21 protein-coding genes and 1 tRNA gene are annotated in these 15101 nt (G+C 40.1%); 18 read left to right on the forward strand and 4 right to left on the reverse strand.

Going from position 1 to position 15101, the window contains the following annotated elements:
- Positions 1–67 precede the first annotated feature (67 nt).
- The 13 genes from P375_RS06215 to P375_RS06270 all read left to right on the forward strand — a co-directional run bounded on the left by P375_RS06215 (position 68) and on the right by P375_RS06270 (position 7598).
- Positions 68–589, forward strand: coding sequence for an HK97-gp10 family putative phage morphogenesis protein (locus P375_RS06215; RefSeq protein WP_245176431.1), 522 nt, complete (start codon positions 68–70; stop codon positions 587–589).
- A gap of 61 nt (positions 590–650) precedes the next feature.
- Positions 651–1304, forward strand: a complete 654-nt coding sequence (locus P375_RS06220; protein WP_039084490.1) for a hypothetical protein — start codon at positions 651–653, stop codon at positions 1302–1304.
- Between the two features lies 1 nt (position 1305).
- Entirely contained in the window at positions 1306–1470 is a 165-nt protein-coding gene (locus P375_RS12385) for a hypothetical protein (protein WP_155274608.1), read from the forward strand.
- A 96-nt stretch (positions 1471–1566) separates the two neighbouring features.
- On the forward strand, positions 1567–2208 hold the full coding sequence (locus P375_RS06225) for a hypothetical protein (protein WP_039135571.1): 642 nt from the start codon (positions 1567–1569) through the stop codon (positions 2206–2208).
- A 147-nt stretch (positions 2209–2355) separates the two neighbouring features.
- Positions 2356–2562, forward strand: coding sequence for a helix-turn-helix transcriptional regulator (locus tag P375_RS06230; RefSeq protein WP_039135572.1), 207 nt, complete (start codon positions 2356–2358; stop codon positions 2560–2562).
- On the forward strand, positions 2562–3344 hold the full coding sequence (locus P375_RS06235) for an antA/AntB antirepressor family protein (RefSeq protein ID WP_084598494.1): 783 nt from the start codon (positions 2562–2564) through the stop codon (positions 3342–3344). Before P375_RS06230 ends, P375_RS06235 begins: the two co-directional genes overlap by 1 nt.
- A gap of 211 nt (positions 3345–3555) precedes the next feature.
- Positions 3556–4089, forward strand: coding sequence for an ash family protein (locus P375_RS06240; RefSeq protein ID WP_052121805.1), 534 nt, complete (start codon positions 3556–3558; stop codon positions 4087–4089).
- On the forward strand, positions 4082–4465 hold the full coding sequence (locus P375_RS06245; RefSeq protein ID WP_039135574.1) for a hypothetical protein: 384 nt from the start codon (positions 4082–4084) through the stop codon (positions 4463–4465). The genes P375_RS06240 and P375_RS06245 overlap by 8 nt, the downstream gene beginning before the upstream one ends.
- Positions 4455–4679: a hypothetical protein gene (locus P375_RS06250; protein ID WP_039135577.1), complete on the forward strand. Its 225-nt coding sequence runs from the start codon at positions 4455–4457 to the stop codon at positions 4677–4679. The genes P375_RS06245 and P375_RS06250 overlap by 11 nt, the downstream gene beginning before the upstream one ends.
- A 1-nt stretch (position 4680) precedes the next feature.
- Positions 4681–5016 carry a hypothetical protein gene (locus P375_RS06255; protein WP_039135579.1) on the forward strand — a complete coding sequence of 112 codons (336 nt, stop codon included), beginning with the start codon at positions 4681–4683 and terminating at the stop codon, positions 5014–5016.
- Positions 5009–5359 carry a hypothetical protein gene (locus P375_RS06260; protein WP_052121806.1) on the forward strand — a complete coding sequence of 117 codons (351 nt, stop codon included), beginning with the start codon at positions 5009–5011 and terminating at the stop codon, positions 5357–5359. Before P375_RS06255 ends, P375_RS06260 begins: the two co-directional genes overlap by 8 nt.
- Complete coding sequence (locus P375_RS06265; protein WP_039135581.1) at positions 5356–5778, forward strand: hypothetical protein; 423 nt, start codon at positions 5356–5358, stop codon at positions 5776–5778. Before P375_RS06260 ends, P375_RS06265 begins: the two co-directional genes overlap by 4 nt.
- 44 nt (positions 5779–5822) lie before the next feature.
- Complete coding sequence (locus P375_RS06270) at positions 5823–7598, forward strand: DNA primase family protein (RefSeq protein ID WP_039135584.1); 1776 nt, start codon at positions 5823–5825, stop codon at positions 7596–7598.
- Positions 7599–7779: 181 nt separating this feature from the next.
- Here the strand turns inward: P375_RS06270 and P375_RS06275 are convergent, their stop codons facing one another.
- The 3 genes from P375_RS06275 to P375_RS06285 form a co-directional block, all read right to left on the reverse strand.
- A complete protein-coding gene (locus tag P375_RS06275) occupies positions 7780–8982 on the reverse strand; it encodes a tyrosine-type recombinase/integrase (protein WP_039135586.1) in 1203 nt (400 codons plus the stop codon).
- Between the two features lie 191 nt (positions 8983–9173).
- Positions 9174–9250, reverse strand: a tRNA-Ile gene (locus P375_RS06280).
- Positions 9251–9602: 352 nt separating this feature from the next.
- A complete protein-coding gene (locus tag P375_RS06285) occupies positions 9603–10508 on the reverse strand; it encodes a LysR family transcriptional regulator (RefSeq protein ID WP_039135589.1) in 906 nt (301 codons plus the stop codon).
- A gap of 190 nt (positions 10509–10698) precedes the next feature.
- Here P375_RS06285 and dkgB point away from each other — a divergent pair, with 190 nt between their 5' ends.
- Both dkgB and P375_RS06295 read left to right on the forward strand, forming a co-directional pair.
- Complete coding sequence (dkgB, locus tag P375_RS06290) at positions 10699–11505, forward strand: 2,5-didehydrogluconate reductase DkgB (RefSeq protein WP_039135591.1); 807 nt, start codon at positions 10699–10701, stop codon at positions 11503–11505.
- Between the two features lie 87 nt (positions 11506–11592).
- On the forward strand, positions 11593–12774 hold the full coding sequence (locus tag P375_RS06295) for an MFS transporter (RefSeq protein WP_039135593.1): 1182 nt from the start codon (positions 11593–11595) through the stop codon (positions 12772–12774).
- 44 nt (positions 12775–12818) lie between these two features.
- Here P375_RS06295 and P375_RS06300 read toward each other — a convergent pair whose 3' ends face one another.
- A complete protein-coding gene (locus tag P375_RS06300) occupies positions 12819–13712 on the reverse strand; it encodes a LysR family transcriptional regulator (RefSeq protein WP_039135595.1) in 894 nt (297 codons plus the stop codon).
- 200 nt (positions 13713–13912) lie between these two features.
- Here P375_RS06300 and P375_RS12730 point away from each other — a divergent pair, with 200 nt between their 5' ends.
- From P375_RS12730 to P375_RS06310, 3 genes are read left to right on the forward strand one after another with little or no spacing between them, the layout of a single operon-like run.
- Entirely contained in the window at positions 13913–14254 is a 342-nt protein-coding gene (locus P375_RS12730) for an NAD(P)H-dependent oxidoreductase (RefSeq protein ID WP_245176432.1), read from the forward strand.
- 18 nt (positions 14255–14272) lie between these two features.
- A complete protein-coding gene (locus tag P375_RS12735) occupies positions 14273–14467 on the forward strand; it encodes a hypothetical protein (RefSeq protein ID WP_245176433.1) in 195 nt (64 codons plus the stop codon).
- Between the two features lie 53 nt (positions 14468–14520).
- Positions 14521–14769: a YciI family protein gene (locus P375_RS06310; protein ID WP_245176434.1), complete on the forward strand. Its 249-nt coding sequence runs from the start codon at positions 14521–14523 to the stop codon at positions 14767–14769.
- Positions 14770–15101 lie beyond the last annotated feature (332 nt).

Raw genomic sequence — 15101 nt, forward strand, 5'->3', positions numbered from 1 at the left:
CCGATGTGCAAATTTGCATATCAAAGGAAGTTTATGAACAATGAATTAATTTATTTACTGATTTACAGTGGCATACTTTATTCTATTTTTTATTATTGGAGCAAATAAAATGAGCGTATCAGTAAAAATAACAGGATTGAAAGAAATAGAGCGCAATATAAACAAGACGATAAAAGATATTGCAAAAAATGCGAGAAAACCAATTAGGAAAGCCTTAAATGCAGGGGCAAGAGAATTAGAAAAAGCCATTAAGCCAACCGTACCAATTTTAAAAGCAAGTACAAATTTCAGACAAAAAGGAACGGTAAAAAATAATATCAGGCACAAAACAAGGGTGGCAAAAAATGGATTAAGCGGGATAACTAATGTCAGAGTAATGCGAACTAAAGGGCGAAAAATGGCGAGAGTTGGGCAAGTGGTAAAAGATAGAACCGATCCATTTTATTGGTGGATGGTTGAATATGGCACGGCAAAGATGAAAGGACGTCACTTTATGGAAAAAGGCGCAGAACGTGGCAAGGCTCAAGCATTGAAAGTAACAAGAGAAATCTTTGAGAAAGAGTATAAAAATGGGTTAAAATACAAATGAATTGAAAGTAGGTTAAATTTTGCACGTTGATTTTCAGGTAGGCACTTATTAAGGGGTTATTGTGGATGAGTTAAGTATAAAAATGATAATGATCCTTTTTCCTGGAATTATCACAACAATGCTTCTAGATAAAATTATAGAACATAAACCTTGGAGCAGTTTTAAATACTCTTTGTTTATTGTTTTTAACGGCGTGATGTCTTATGCCATTCTTCAATTCTATTATATGGCTGAGTTATTAATAGAAGTTGGACGGATAAACTTTTCTATTGAAAATGTCAAAATATTAAGCGTTTGGGATTTTAATAGTGATAAAGCTCAAATACCTTATCAAGAGGTAATAAAAGCTGGAGTGGCTTCTTTAATTTGGGGGTTATTACTATCTTTTATTGAGCATAAGGAATGGTTATCATCAATCTTATTAAAATTCAATATATCAAGTAAATATGGAAATTATAGTACAAACTATCAACTACTAAAATTAAAAAGAAATGATTGGATAGACATAACAATATGGGATAAAGATTTATTTATTAGAGGTATTGTTATTTCTATAAATGAATTGAATGGATTATGTGAGCTTTGTATATATCAAGCAGAAGTATTTTCAATGTCACAAAATATGAAAAGTTTGTATAAGGCTGAATATATCAGTATATCCGAACCACCTAATAATTTAATAATTTCAACAACTCAAAATCCAACAGGAGGGTAAAATGACAAATAAAAATGAAAATTTTGTTACACTAAATATAGAAGAAAGAAATACGCAATCTTCTGTTCCATTAACTCAACAAATTGCTGAAGGATTTAATCTAAAAGTATCTAATAAAACACCACCACCAAGACCTACAACGCCACCAGTTAATCAAAAGAAATAACAACTAAACAAAACGCCCCTAGGCTGATCACCGAAAGCAAGCACCTTACTTGTTGGGGCGTTTCCATTCATAAGGGCAAATGCTAAAGGGGCATTTATGCAAGCATCACAAGATACAACCACAAACATAATAAGTTTAATTAAAGATTTAACCAAGGCAGTTGATGAGGCCTATAAATCAGCCCCACAAGGAAAAGAATTCACGCAGTTTATTATATCTAGAATAGAAAACGGGAAAGATATTGAACGTTCTGAAAAAATCTTTGAAGATTTAGAGGGTATATTAAACATCATAAAAACAACTAATCAAGCAAAGAGCAATTTAATTGTAAAAGCATTATTTAATCTTGGTGGAACTCAAGAGCAAGTAAACAATTTTGTGGAGATATTAAATAAATTTGATGAACTTTGTAATTGTGGAATAAAAGCTATAATTGATACAAAAATAAAACACGAGATCGATTATATCCATAAATTAAATGAATCAGCCCCTTCTATTCAAGGTTACATCAACGCAAAAAAACCAAGAAAGAAATCACAAGATCAACTCAATGCAGAAGAAAAAGCAACTGAAATATGGTCTAAAAATAATATGCTATCTATTGAGTATGTAGCAAAAGAAGTTATTTTTATGCTTGATCTAACACAAACTTTATATACTGTGAAATCTTGGATAAAGACAGTCGATCCTCTCGTAGGTACAGGAATAAAGCGAAAAAGGCAAAGTAAGAAAAAATAATTACAACAAAAAGACCCTTTTTATATCTAATAAGGGCATTAGTACAATTACTCTATTTTAGAAAAAATTATTAAATACCTCTCGTCTAGACAACTCAACGAACCCTAACAAGGTTTCACAAAGTTAAACTAACGAGAGGTATTTTTTATGAACCAATCACAAACCCAATCTAAAAAATTGATTTCAGGCAAAGAAGTTACTGCCGTTGTTGGCTTTGGCCGCACAAAATTAAATGAGCTAGTTAAAGCAAATCAATTCCCGCAGCCAATCCGCTTTTCACAAAACTTTATCCGCTGGGATTTAGAGGAAGTGAATGCTTGGATTGAAGAACAGAAAGCGACAAGGGGGCAATAATGAATAACGCATTGAAATTACTTTTAGAGCCAATAACGCACAAATTCCACCACAAGGAAATAAATGGCGTAAATGCGCGTAATTTGCATAAAGCTTTGCAAATTGGGCGAGATTTTTCAACGTGGATAAAAAACCGTATTGAAGAATGTTCATTTATTAAAGACAGTGATTTTATTATTGTTGAAAATTTGAGTTCCCCAAAACGGGGGAGCGCAAATAGTGAACAATTTACGCCCGAAATAGAGAATATAAATAAACAATTATCAAAAGCACGCCCGCAAAAGTTGATTGATTACATCATTACTTTCGATATGGCGAAACACCTTTGCTTATTGGAAAAAAACGAAGTGGGCCACGCAATCCGCCAGCACTTTATCGAAGCAGAAAAGCAATTAGCACAGGTTGCGCCAAATATTCACCGCAATACTTTAGAACGAACTAAAGCAAGGCTTGCCACGATTGACCACAATCGCGCAATGACAGACGCCATCAAAGACTATTACCAACGCCAAGGCAAAGAATTGAAGCCCTATCACTTTAGCAATGAACAAGTAATGTTAGATAGCTTGCTTTTAGGCGAAAACGTCCACCACTGGAAAGAAAGAACAGGCGTGGCAAATGTGCGAGATAGCTTTACGACAAATCAACTTAATTTGCTCAAATTACTGCAGCAGACAAATACCACGTTATTTGTATTGGATATGCCGTTTAAACAACGCAAAGCGAACCTTGAAGCATTGTTACAGCGAATGAACCGAACCAATTTTGGTTTGGTTGAATAGCAGATATAGCAAAGGCTACTGAAACCAGTAGCCCCGCTATTAAAGGATTTTACTAATACGCCTTATTGAATAATTAATTAGTTTCCTATTGATATGTTACAGCAATGCTATTTAACAGGGTATCACTAAACAAGATGCCAATATCAATGTTATGGAGCTTCTAGTTAAGTTAAACAAATAAAACGAATGAACTAAACCCAAAGGATTAACTATGAATTTAATTCAAAATAATTATATCAAATATGAAAACAATTCACAACCAACCCCCTTTACAAAGTGCGGTGATTTTTTTAGTATTTTTACCGCTACAGCAAATTCTGTAGCCGAGCCTGAGAACTCGAACGATATATCACTGGCGGATAAATGCACGCCTCTTAATGCGTGTTTTTTTATGCGTAGCACAAACACACCTAAAGAACGCCTAAAAATGGCGTGTTCTTCTATGGTAGCGTGTTATGGGAAAGGTTTCGCCCTTTGCTGTGTTCCAGTGATCGCAGTTTCTCAGCCCGTAACACGTTACCGCCCAAGCCTGAGAACTTTCGCGGTAACTTCTCAAAATTTATTCACTGGAGTTACAGCAATGCTTTATCTATTCAAAGCCGTAAGCCGTTCAGACTTACGCAATACCAAAAAACATTTTTCCTTATTCCCACGCTATACCGTTCGCATAAATGCCGACAGTATCAAGCAAGCCACCGCACAAGTTGCCCCGTATTTTGTGATTTTGGAGGTGAAAAATGCGTAATTTAGCCTTGATTAAAAATACCGTTGGCGGTAGTATTGCAAGCACTATCACAATTGACGCAGACCGCAAGCGTTATTCAAGCGGTATTTTTTTATCTCAAATTTACCCTTCACAGGGCGAACACCGCCCGAGAAGTATCGATTTTGCGATACGGTCTATACGGGGAAATAAGGCGAGTAATCGCACGAATAACCCGAGCCGATCAATTGCGGTAGTTGAAGCCGTATCGCACCCACTTAATGGCGATACATCAAAATTACTAACACAATTGAGAATATCCACAATGAAAACTATCACAAAAAACACCGCACTTATGGCGGGCGTTTGCCCTATTGCGTTCACTTCAGCTATGGCGGAGGTGCGCAATGAACGCTAATACCAAAGATAAAACACTACAACTTGAGGTTTTAGAAAGAGACATTAGCGCGTTACACCAACCGATCACGCTATTAAATATTCTAGCCGGACGCACCGATATTGAAGCGTTAGAGCCTTGTGAAATTCAAGATGCCTTAAAGGGCATTGAAACCTTGTTATATGCACAGCTTGAAATGATCGAAGACAGAATCGCAATGTTAAAGGAGGATTAAAATGTATAAAATCACAAGAACCGTTGATATTGGTAATGGATTGGGATTAAACCTTATTCAAAGATTAGCCACCAGCGAAAAACTGGCAAAAGCCTATCAAGCGGAATATTACCGAAAATATGGGCAACTTTTGCAAATTTCAAAGACGTTTAAAGCAGGTTTAGCGATTTTTGAAATGAAATCATCAATGATTTTAGGCATTGTTGAGAATGAGAAAGAGGCGAGAACGGCAATCAGAGATTTCCGGGTAATATTTCCATTATTTGAATTTAATACATTGCCTTTAACTGATTTGAGGCTAGCCCCTTTTTTCTTAAAGGAGGCGAACAATGGCTAAACCTACTTCAACAATAAGTCATTTTCCACAATGGAAACGGCAAGGCGAGCTAATCAAGCTGGCTAACCGCAAATGTTTTGAGCAATTCCCCGATGACTTCCACCACAAGAAGCAAATGAAAAAAGAAAGTCAAATGCTGGCGGAGGGATTAATTCAGGGGCGTGAATTGTTGCTTGAGCTTATCAACAGCCAAGAACTTAACCCAACCCAGCAAGCGAAGAATAAAGCTTTTAAGCGAAGCAGTAAGTTTTTAATCGGGCTACTAATGGGCGTGGTTGCTGATGTAGAAGCCCTTGAATTGGAACGAATAGAAGCCGAGAAACTGGCGGAGGTAACGCAATGAAAATCGATAAAAAAATCAATTGGGATAGCTTTAGCGAGACAGAACAGCAAGCTATAGGCATTGGCAACAGTAATTCTATCAATGGCACAAATAACCCAGAATTTCCCTATATTGCCGCCGTGTTTGAAGCCGTGGCGGAAGAGTTGGAGAATATCGCACAAGTTGCACCAAATGCGGCGATCCAATTTGTCAAAGAAGCGAATGTTATTGTAAGAAAATTGATTGAACTATCACCCATTCCACCAACAACAGACATTGAGGAATTGGCGGAGCAATACAGCGGGGAGGAAATCGCCCGCCGTTTACTTGGTTGCGCAGTTTGTCATTTTCTTTCATCACAGCTTACAAGAATGGAAGCACACATAATTGCCCAATTAGAAACACAAATGCACGGGGGTGAGAATGGCAAAATTCACTAAAAATGCACCGCACTTAAAAGAGCCGTGGAACAGGAGAATAGAAAATGAATAGATTGAAGAACGCCCCTAATATGAAATATAACAAAACTGGTACACCTTACCATTCATTAGATATTTTAGCTGGATCGGAAGCGTGGATTGCGTGGAATGGAGGAAATGGCACAGCGTGGCAACTGCTGGCAGATGCCGACCCGGAAAGAAGAAAAACAACACCTATTATTTTAGGGGAAGAACAGTTAAAAAGTATTCATTCTTTACGGTTAGCCCCTGAAGATAAAAAGATTATTAATATTTTTCAGTTTGGCGAGCTAACGAGTGATCAAATAACTTTAATTGCCCTAAATATCGCTAAAAACACTAAAGCCGAAGTAATCGCCCTATTAAATAATGTTGGCGAACGACTAGAAAATTTAAGCGATTATGTTGCACGACTTAGAAAAGATAGTGAAATAGCCGAACTTATCGCACAGACGGGCGAAAGCGAAGAACCTACCATAAAAGACCGCTCACCCACTAACGAAAAAGCCCGAGCTTTTAAGCAATGGTTAGGGCTAGATTTAGCGTTACAACGTGGAAGCGGTGAAATTTACGCTTACGGTGGGGTAACTTGGCAACGGTTAGACAGTGACACGCTAGAAGATAACGCCGTGTTATTCTTTGAAGAAAATCACCTTGCTTATAGTGATATTGGCGTTTTGAGACTGATCAACACCTTAAAAATGCAATTGCCGAAAATGCCCGGGCCGTCTTCTGCGTTGATTTATTTTAAAAATGGCACGTTAAACCGCAATGATTTAACCTTCACCCCAATTAAACGGGAAGATTTTATCATTTCTTATCTTGATTGCGACTACACGGGCAAGCCTGAACCCACACCGCACTTTGATAGCTGGCTGAACTTTGTCGCCAACGGCAACGAACAGAAGAAAACCAACATTCTAGCGGGGCTTTATGCCGTGCTAACTAACCGCTATGACTGGCAATTATTTCTTGAAATAACCGGCGATGGCGGCAGTGGTAAATCGGTTTTTGCGAAGATTGCCACAATGCTAGTAGGCAACAACAGCACCACACAAGCACGGCTGGAAGATATGGATACCCCAAGAGGACGGGCAAATTTAGCAAATAAGAATTTGATTATTTGTTCAGAGCAGTCACGCTATGGCGGCGATGGGGCAGGCTTGAAAAGTATTACAGGGGGCGACACCGTAAATATTGATCCGAAATACCGAGACGAATTTATCGCCGTGATTCAAGCAATGGTAATGATTGTGAATAACGAAGCAACCCGATTTACAGAACGTTGCGGAGGCATTGACCGCCGTCGCGTAATCTATCACTTTGATCGCGTTGTACCTGATGAAAAGCGAGATCCGCGATTACTGGCAAAGATTGAACAGGAAATTGGCGGCATTGTGTTTCAGCTTATGCAACGCTTTAAAGACCCAATGGATGCAAAACGGGCTTTATACAATCAGCAGGGAAGTGAAGAAGCGTTAGAAGTAAAATCACAAACCGACCATATCACCGAATTTTGTGGCTATTTCTTCACAAGTGAGCAATGCAACGGGCTATTTGTGGGCAATGCCGGAATGTTTAGGGCAGAACGCACACACCTTTATCCGGCATATCTTGCTTTCACCAGAGCTGGCGGCATAAAAAGCGAATTAAGCCTAAATAATTTTGCTATATCACTGAAACAAGGGCTTAAACAGCACGGAAATAAGCCTGACTATGCCAAAAAAAGAACAAAATCAGGCTTTCGCACTAACGTGCATTTTAAGGATGTGGAAGAGTTTATAAAATCCTTTATAAAATAAATAGTTAGGTTTAAAAATAGGGCAGAAATGCCCTTTTTTATTGCCTAAAACAGCCTAAAAGGGTGCACCCCTAAAGTGAACACTCTACACCCTATTTTTTACATTTAACATATTGAAATATAAATAAAAAATATTGCTAATGCGCAGGGTGAACACCTTTTAGCAAAAAAAATTTATTGGACTAGATAGTCTTTTCGCACTTTTCCACATAATCGCCCCAAATTTGCATAACTATGCGGCGTTGTTCTAAATAATCTGAACGATTATAAGCTAGGCTCGTTTGACTTCCTGTTGAGTGCGAAAGACACATTTCAGCAACTGCATAATCTATTCCTTGTTCTTCTAAATAAGTTCTGCCGATACTTCTCAATCCGTGTGCTGTTTGTTTATTTTTGAAACCTAAATCTACAAGCATTTTATTTATCGTTTGACTGCTCAGCGGTTGATTAGGCTTTATCCAGCTTTCAAAAACATAATGATCATTAACATTCATTGCCTTCATTTTCTCTAAAATGTCAATCGATTGAGAAGAAAGCGGAATAGTAAAATCTTTTCTTTTTTTCATTCTGATAGCAGGAATAGTCCATAACGCTTTCGCTAAATCCATTTCTTTCCATATTGCACCGCTTGCTTCAGAGGGTCTAGTCATTGTCAAAAGCTGAAATTTGAACAACATTTTAGTTTGGATAGCACAACTAGACCACATTACCGCTTTCATTAAAGTAGCAAGTTCACTAGGATTAATCGCAGGGTTATTAGTAACTTTACCAAAACTAAAAACCTCATTAAGTTTTAAGCAAGGATTAAAAGAAATTAAGCCATAGTTCACGGCAAAATTAAGCACTTCATTTAATAATCGGATTGTACGTCTTAATGTATCGCCTTTCTGTTGATTAGATAGCGGTTGCAGCGCCTGAATAACAATACTAGGTGAAATCTTCTCTACTGCTATATGTTGGATTGCTGGTAATAAAAACATTTCTAGGCGACGCCAATTTTTCTTTAACGTCAGCGCCTCAACTTCTTGAGCTTTTTTCTCTTTCCACTTTTGAGCAACAGATAAAAAACTATGCTCTAATTGCTCACTAATAGCTTGCTCTTCCTTTTTTGCTTTTTCTTGAGGGTCAATATCCTGTGCAAGTAAAGCTCTAAATTCCTCTCGTTTTATGCGCGCTTGTGCGAGAGTAACACTAGGATATGTGCCTATCGTTAAACTAGTTCTTTTTTTAGTGGTTGGGTGATAGTAATTAAAAAGCCACGTTTTGGCGCCTGTAGGCTTAATTCTCAAAATAAGCCCCTGACCGTCAGTTAAATTATATTCTTTATCTTTGATTTTAGCTTTATCAACTTCAGTATTAGTTAGCGGCTTAATGACCTTTGGCATAAGCATTCCCTTAATTTTGGTAACAAGATTTTTTAGAGTTTAGCATCTTGTTACCAAACTTGTTACTAAAAAACGCGGTTAAAGGTGATTAAGCTCGAAAGGTTGCGAGGGGGTAAAATACAATAAAAGCTTGTATTTACTGGCTTTATTTAGTTTTTTTGATGAGTAATGAAAGGCTATGAAAGGTTTTTTGGTGCCCCCAACAGGACTTGAACCTGTGACCAATCGATTATGAGTCGACTGCTCTGACCGACTGAGCTATGGGGGCAGTAGGTAAGACGGCAGAGATTATAGTCAAAGACAGAAATGAAGTCCAGCATTGTATCCAAGCTTATGTTTTTTTGCGTAATTTTCACGCATTGAAGGGGGTGAATGGCTATGCGTGTTGCTTTTTTAGTCAAAATGCCTAAGTAATTAGAATCTTGCCTAATTCTGAATGCAAGCTGTTCTTTTGGAACAAGTTGCTCAAGGCTTACCATCTTAAGCCCATACTGGGGAAAAGGATTTTAACATTCAGGTATCTTCTTTTATATTGATATGGTTGTTAGATCAAAGATTTCGCTTTTTGTTTAGATTTTTGTCAAAATCCTTACCAGCTTGCTAAGCTGCATCTTTTCTTCTCACTTTTCACACCACGTCTGTTGCGGCAAATATTCACTTAAAAAATCGATCAATAGAGCGATTCGAGCGGTAAGTTGGTGATGACGATAATAAACGGCATAAATCGGTTGTAAGATTTTTTGTCGCAGATCTGGCAAAATTTCCACCAAATCGCCATTTTTTCGTGCCTGTTCAGTCATCATATCGGATAAACAGACCACGCCGACGTGATTAAGCGCCAGTGCCAATAAACTTTCTCCACTGGAAGCGATCACGTTAGGTGTAATCGTGAGTAAATGACCAGAATTGTCTAACAATGGCCATTGGTTAAGGTGCGCCGGTTGGCTGAACCCCAACAGGCGATGTTGCAATAACTGATGTACGCTATCAATTTTCCCTTGTTTTGCCAAATATTGCGGTGTCGCCAAAATACGAATGGCGGTTTTACCGAGCAAACGAGCGTGCATTGAGGAATCTTGCAATTCTCCGACCCGAATCGCCACATCAGTGCGCTCTTCCAATAAATCGATCAGGCTATCATTGCTGTTCAGTTCTATTTGAATTCGGGAATAGCGTTGTAAAAATTCTGCCATAGCTGGAATCAAAACGTGTCGCATCACTGGTGCTGATGTGTTGATACGTAATAATCCGCCAGCATCCGTATGGCGAGCAAGCAATTTTTCTTCAGCAATTTGGACACTATCTAAAATTTGTCGCGCTTGTTGTAATAGCAGTTCACCTTCGGCAGTGAGATACATTCGTCTTGTGCTGCGTTGCAACAGCGTAGTTTCTAAATCGTTTTCTAGCCTTGATAGACTGCGACTTACGGCAGAAATTGGCAGATTTAAGCTTTGTGCAGCAGCACTAATTGATTTTTTTTCGACAATTTGTACAAAAATATTAAGTGCTTCAAGATTGAGTTTCACATTTATTCCTTCCGATTAAAGGCGTTGATGGGGTGGAGATTATCTTAATAGCTAACCGAATACAAGATTATTTTTGCAAAATTTGCAAATATTATTTGCAAATTCCCCTATTTTTCTAAAGTAATCACTTCCCTATAATGCGCGCCATCAACGAAACAGAAATTAAACCATTAAGATGAAGGAGAAAAAAATGACAATTCCAAATTTCGGGGTAGGAACTTTCCGTTTACAAGGTCAAACCGTGATTGATTCGGTGAAAAATGCGTTGGATGTGGGTTATCGTGCGATTGATACCGCGCAAATTTACGGTAATGAGGCGGAAGTCGGGCAGGCGATTGCTGAAAGTGGCGTAAGTCGTGATCAGCTGTTTTTGACCACAAAAATCTGGGTGGATAATTACAGTGCCAACAAATTGGCAGACAGTTTAAAAGAGAGTTTGCGTAAATTGCGGACTGATGTGGTGGATTTAACCTTGATTCACTGGCCGGCACCGAATAACGGTGTAGCGTTGCCGGAATATATGAATGCGTTGCTTGAGGCGAAAAAATCAGGATTAACGCGTCAAATCGGGGTTTCCAATTTTAATATTGAATTGACTAAGCAGGCGATGGCGGTTGTCGGTAAGGAAAATATTGCTACCAATCAAATTGAGTTAAGCCCTTATCTGCAAAATCCGAAATTGGTGCGCTTTTTGCAAGAACAAGGCATAAAAATCACCTCTTATATGACCTTAGCTTATGGCAAAGTATTGAACGATCCGGTTTTAACACAAATTGCACAAGCACATAATGCGACTACTGCACAAGTGGCGTTAGCGTGGGCATTGGCGCGCGGTTTTGCGGTGATTCCGTCTTCAACCAAACGAGAAAATTTAATTTCCAACTTAAAAGCGTTAGAACTCAAACTCAGCGATCAAGAAATTGAAATGATCAACGCACTAGACCGTGGCAGCCGTGAAGTCAGTCCGGAAGGGTTGGCAGCACAATGGGATGATTAATATTTGCTTTTGCCTGTGAAAGCGTGGGATTTCTGCGCTTTCGTTCAGTACATAACACAATCGTTTTTAAATTAAGAGAGGAATTTAATGCCAGTTGCTTTATTTGCCCTAATGATTGGGGCTTTTGCTATCGGAACAACCGAATTTGTGATTGTCGGATTAGTGTCGACTATTGCGCAAAGTTTAGCTATCAGCGTGCCGTCTGCCGGCTTATTGGTCAGTTTGTATGCGTTGTCGGTTGCTGTCAGCGCACCTTTGCTTACCGCAATGACAGCACGTTGGCAACGCCGTAATGTGTTGCTGTTTTTAATGGCTATTTTTGTGGTGGGAAATTTCTTGGCGTGGCAAGCAACCAATTTTTCTACACTGATTGGCGCAAGAATTGTGACGGGGTTGGCTCACGGTGTATTTTTCTCAATCGGATCAACCATTGCAACGCAATTAGTGACAAAAGAGAAAGCCGCCGCTGCGATTGCAATGATGTTTACCGGGCTTACGGTAGCGTTGGTCACCGGCGTGCCGTTGGGGGCTTATATCGGGCAGCATTTCGGTTGGCAAACCACCTTTTTAGCGGTGATGTCTTTGGGCGTAATCGCCTTTATCGGTGCGTTATTATTTGTGCCGAAAAATTTACAGCAACCTGAGCCGGTGAAATTGATGCAACAATTGGATGTGATCCGTTCACCTCGTTTACTGCTGGTTTATGCGATGACCGCATTGGGTTACGGTGGAACGTTCGTGCTATTCACTTTTTTATCGCCGATGTTGCAGCAATTAAGCGGTTTTAACGGCAATGATGTTAGCTTAATTTTGGTCGGTTACGGTATCGCGGTCGCTTTAGGAAATACGTTGGGCGGTAAATTGGCGGATAAACTGAGAACCATTCGCTCACTAAAATATATTTTTAGCGTGCAAATGTTGGTGTTGTTCTCCTTTTATTTCACGGCACAAAGTGCGTGGGCAGTGTTAATCAGCACGATGTTATTGGGTTTAACCAGTTTCGCCAATGTACCACCGTTACAATTATTAGTGGTTGAACAGGCAAAAATTGATGCTCCGCAGTCAGTGGATGTCGCTTCCGGTTTGAACATTGCCGCCTTTAATTTAGGCATTACCATTGGTGCCGGTATCGGCGGTCAAGTGGTGGCGGAAATCGGACTGTTGGATACCGCTTGGGTAGGCGCGGTGATTCTAGCGGTAACGCTGCTATTGGTCGCTTTATTCAATCGAATGCAACAAGCGAAATGTTCAGAGCAAGTTTTCGCCTAATTGAAGTCAATAACAGAAACCTGTGAGCGATCACAGGTTTTTTCTTATAGAAATTTTTCCAGTAAAAAGTTAATCACCGCCGCCACACGCTTTATTTTTTGGCTGGCTTGTGGGTAATACACATACACAGGTGGATAGGTTCGCCAATAGTCTTGCAAAACGGGGATAAAGTCAGCTTTATCGGCTAGTTGTTGATAAATCGGGGTGAATAAACGCCCAATGCCTAAGCCCGCACGCACGCCGTCTGCGATGGTGTCGATGTCGTTACAAATCATCGGCGTGGGCATTTCCACACTCACGCTTTCGCCCTCGTGTTCCAAAATCAGCGGCAAAATCTGCCCAGTGGTGATAAAACGATAGCCGATTAAGCGGTGTTGGTGCAGATTTTCACGGCTGGGTGTGCCGTATTGTTTCAGATAGCCGTCTGAAACATATAGCCCCTCTTGAAAGGCAGGCAGAAGCTGGCGTGCTACCATATTTTCATCGATTTTATCGCCAAAGCGAATACCTAAATCAAAGCCTTGTGCCACCAAATCCACCGTGCCGTCATACACAGAAATATCCAAGCAAATATGCGGATAACGGCGGTGAAATTCTGCCAAATGATCTTGCAAAATCAATCGGTAAGCAAAGCGAGAAAGGGTAATCCGTACCAACCCCGATGGCGCGTGTTCCTCGCCAAGAAACTGTTCCAAACGGCAATCCAATTCCCGCATTAACGGCTCGGTTTGTGTGAGCAACCTCGCTCCAGCCTCCGTGAGCTGAACCCGCCTTGTGCTACGCCAAAACAGCGGCATATCCATTGATTGCTCCAACAGCTTCAAGGCTTGGCTTACGGAAGGGCTGGTAATCCCCAGTTTCCTCGCCGCCGCATTAATACTCCCCTCTTGGGCAATGGCGTGGAAAATTTGTAGTTGGTGATATGTGGTGCTGTTCATTCTTCGGCTTTCCCTGTTTTAGTTATTATTAGTCTAGTAAAGACAATTCACCTTGTCTATACTGTGCAACCTATTCATTTATTGTCGTTTCAGTTCAAAATAAGACAAGGCAATGAGCCGAAGATAGTACAGATAGTACGGCAAGGCGAAATAACGCCGTATTATTTTGAAATCAAACGACAACACATAAGGAAAAAACAATGTCTATTCTCATCATCTCCAGCCACCCCAATTTAACCCAATCGGTGGCGAATCAAACCATTTTGGAACACTTAAAAACCCTTTTGCCAACGGCAGAATTTGTGCATTTGGATAGCCAATATCCTGATTTCCGTATTGACGTAGCGGCGGAGCAAAACCGTTTAGTCCAAGCGAATACCATCGTGTTGCAATTCCCGTTTTATTGGTACAGCTACCCTGCCTTGCTGAAAAAATGGGTGGACGAGGTGTTTGTGTATGGCTTCGCGCACGGTTCAACGGGTGATAAAGTGAAAGGCAAAAAACTGGTGATGTCGTTCACCACGGGCGCGGCGGCGGAGTAGTATCAGCCAGAGGGCGCGATGCGCCACACCGTTGAGCAGTTTTTGCCAGCGTTTCAACAGCTTGCCTTTTTGTGCCAAATGGAATGGCAACCACCTGTGTATTCCAACGGAATGATGACCATTCCCAACGTCAGCACGCCCGAGCAAATCGCTGAGGTGCAAGCCAAAGCGGTGGCACACGCCGAGCGTTTAGCGGCACAGTTGCAAAAATAAGGAAGTGCGGTATGTTTTTAGTACAAATTTCATTAGCTCCCAGCGACGGGGGGGTGAGCGCTTTATTAGACGGACACCGTGCGTGGCTGAAACAATACGCCGAGGAGGGCAATTTCTTGCTGTTTGGTCCATATGACAACCACCAAGGCGGCTTAATCCTCTCCCAAGCCGACAGCGAAGAGACCTTGCAAGCGATCTTGTCAGAAGATGTGTTTTACCATAACGGTTTAGCGGATTATCAAGTTACCGCCTTTAGCCCAAGATGGATCAACGCCGAAGGCTTACAGGCACAAATTATTTAGTCACTCTGGCAAAGTAGGCTAAAGCGTTGCTATTGTTGAGAGCTTGAAAAGCACATTTACCTATTTAATCGGTGATGCTTTGGTGGAATTGGGCTTAGTTATGATCGCTGACGGCAAGTTAAGCTTCGGCTTAACAAACGGATAGCATATTGGTCGTTTATATAGCATTAGTCGTTTTATCGATTTTACGAAGAGAAAACGCTATATGCAAAAAGCGAAATTAGGCATTAAGATTTCTTCAACTTTATTTATCAATAAGAACAAGCTTAGACTTGTCCTTATTTTTCTATTCAATATTTCTTCTGTATAAAGAAAAGGCATAGTAGACAAAA

It is taken from the genome of Gallibacterium genomosp. 2 (assembly GCF_000771895.1).
Lineage (GTDB): Bacteria > Pseudomonadota > Gammaproteobacteria > Enterobacterales > Pasteurellaceae > Gallibacterium.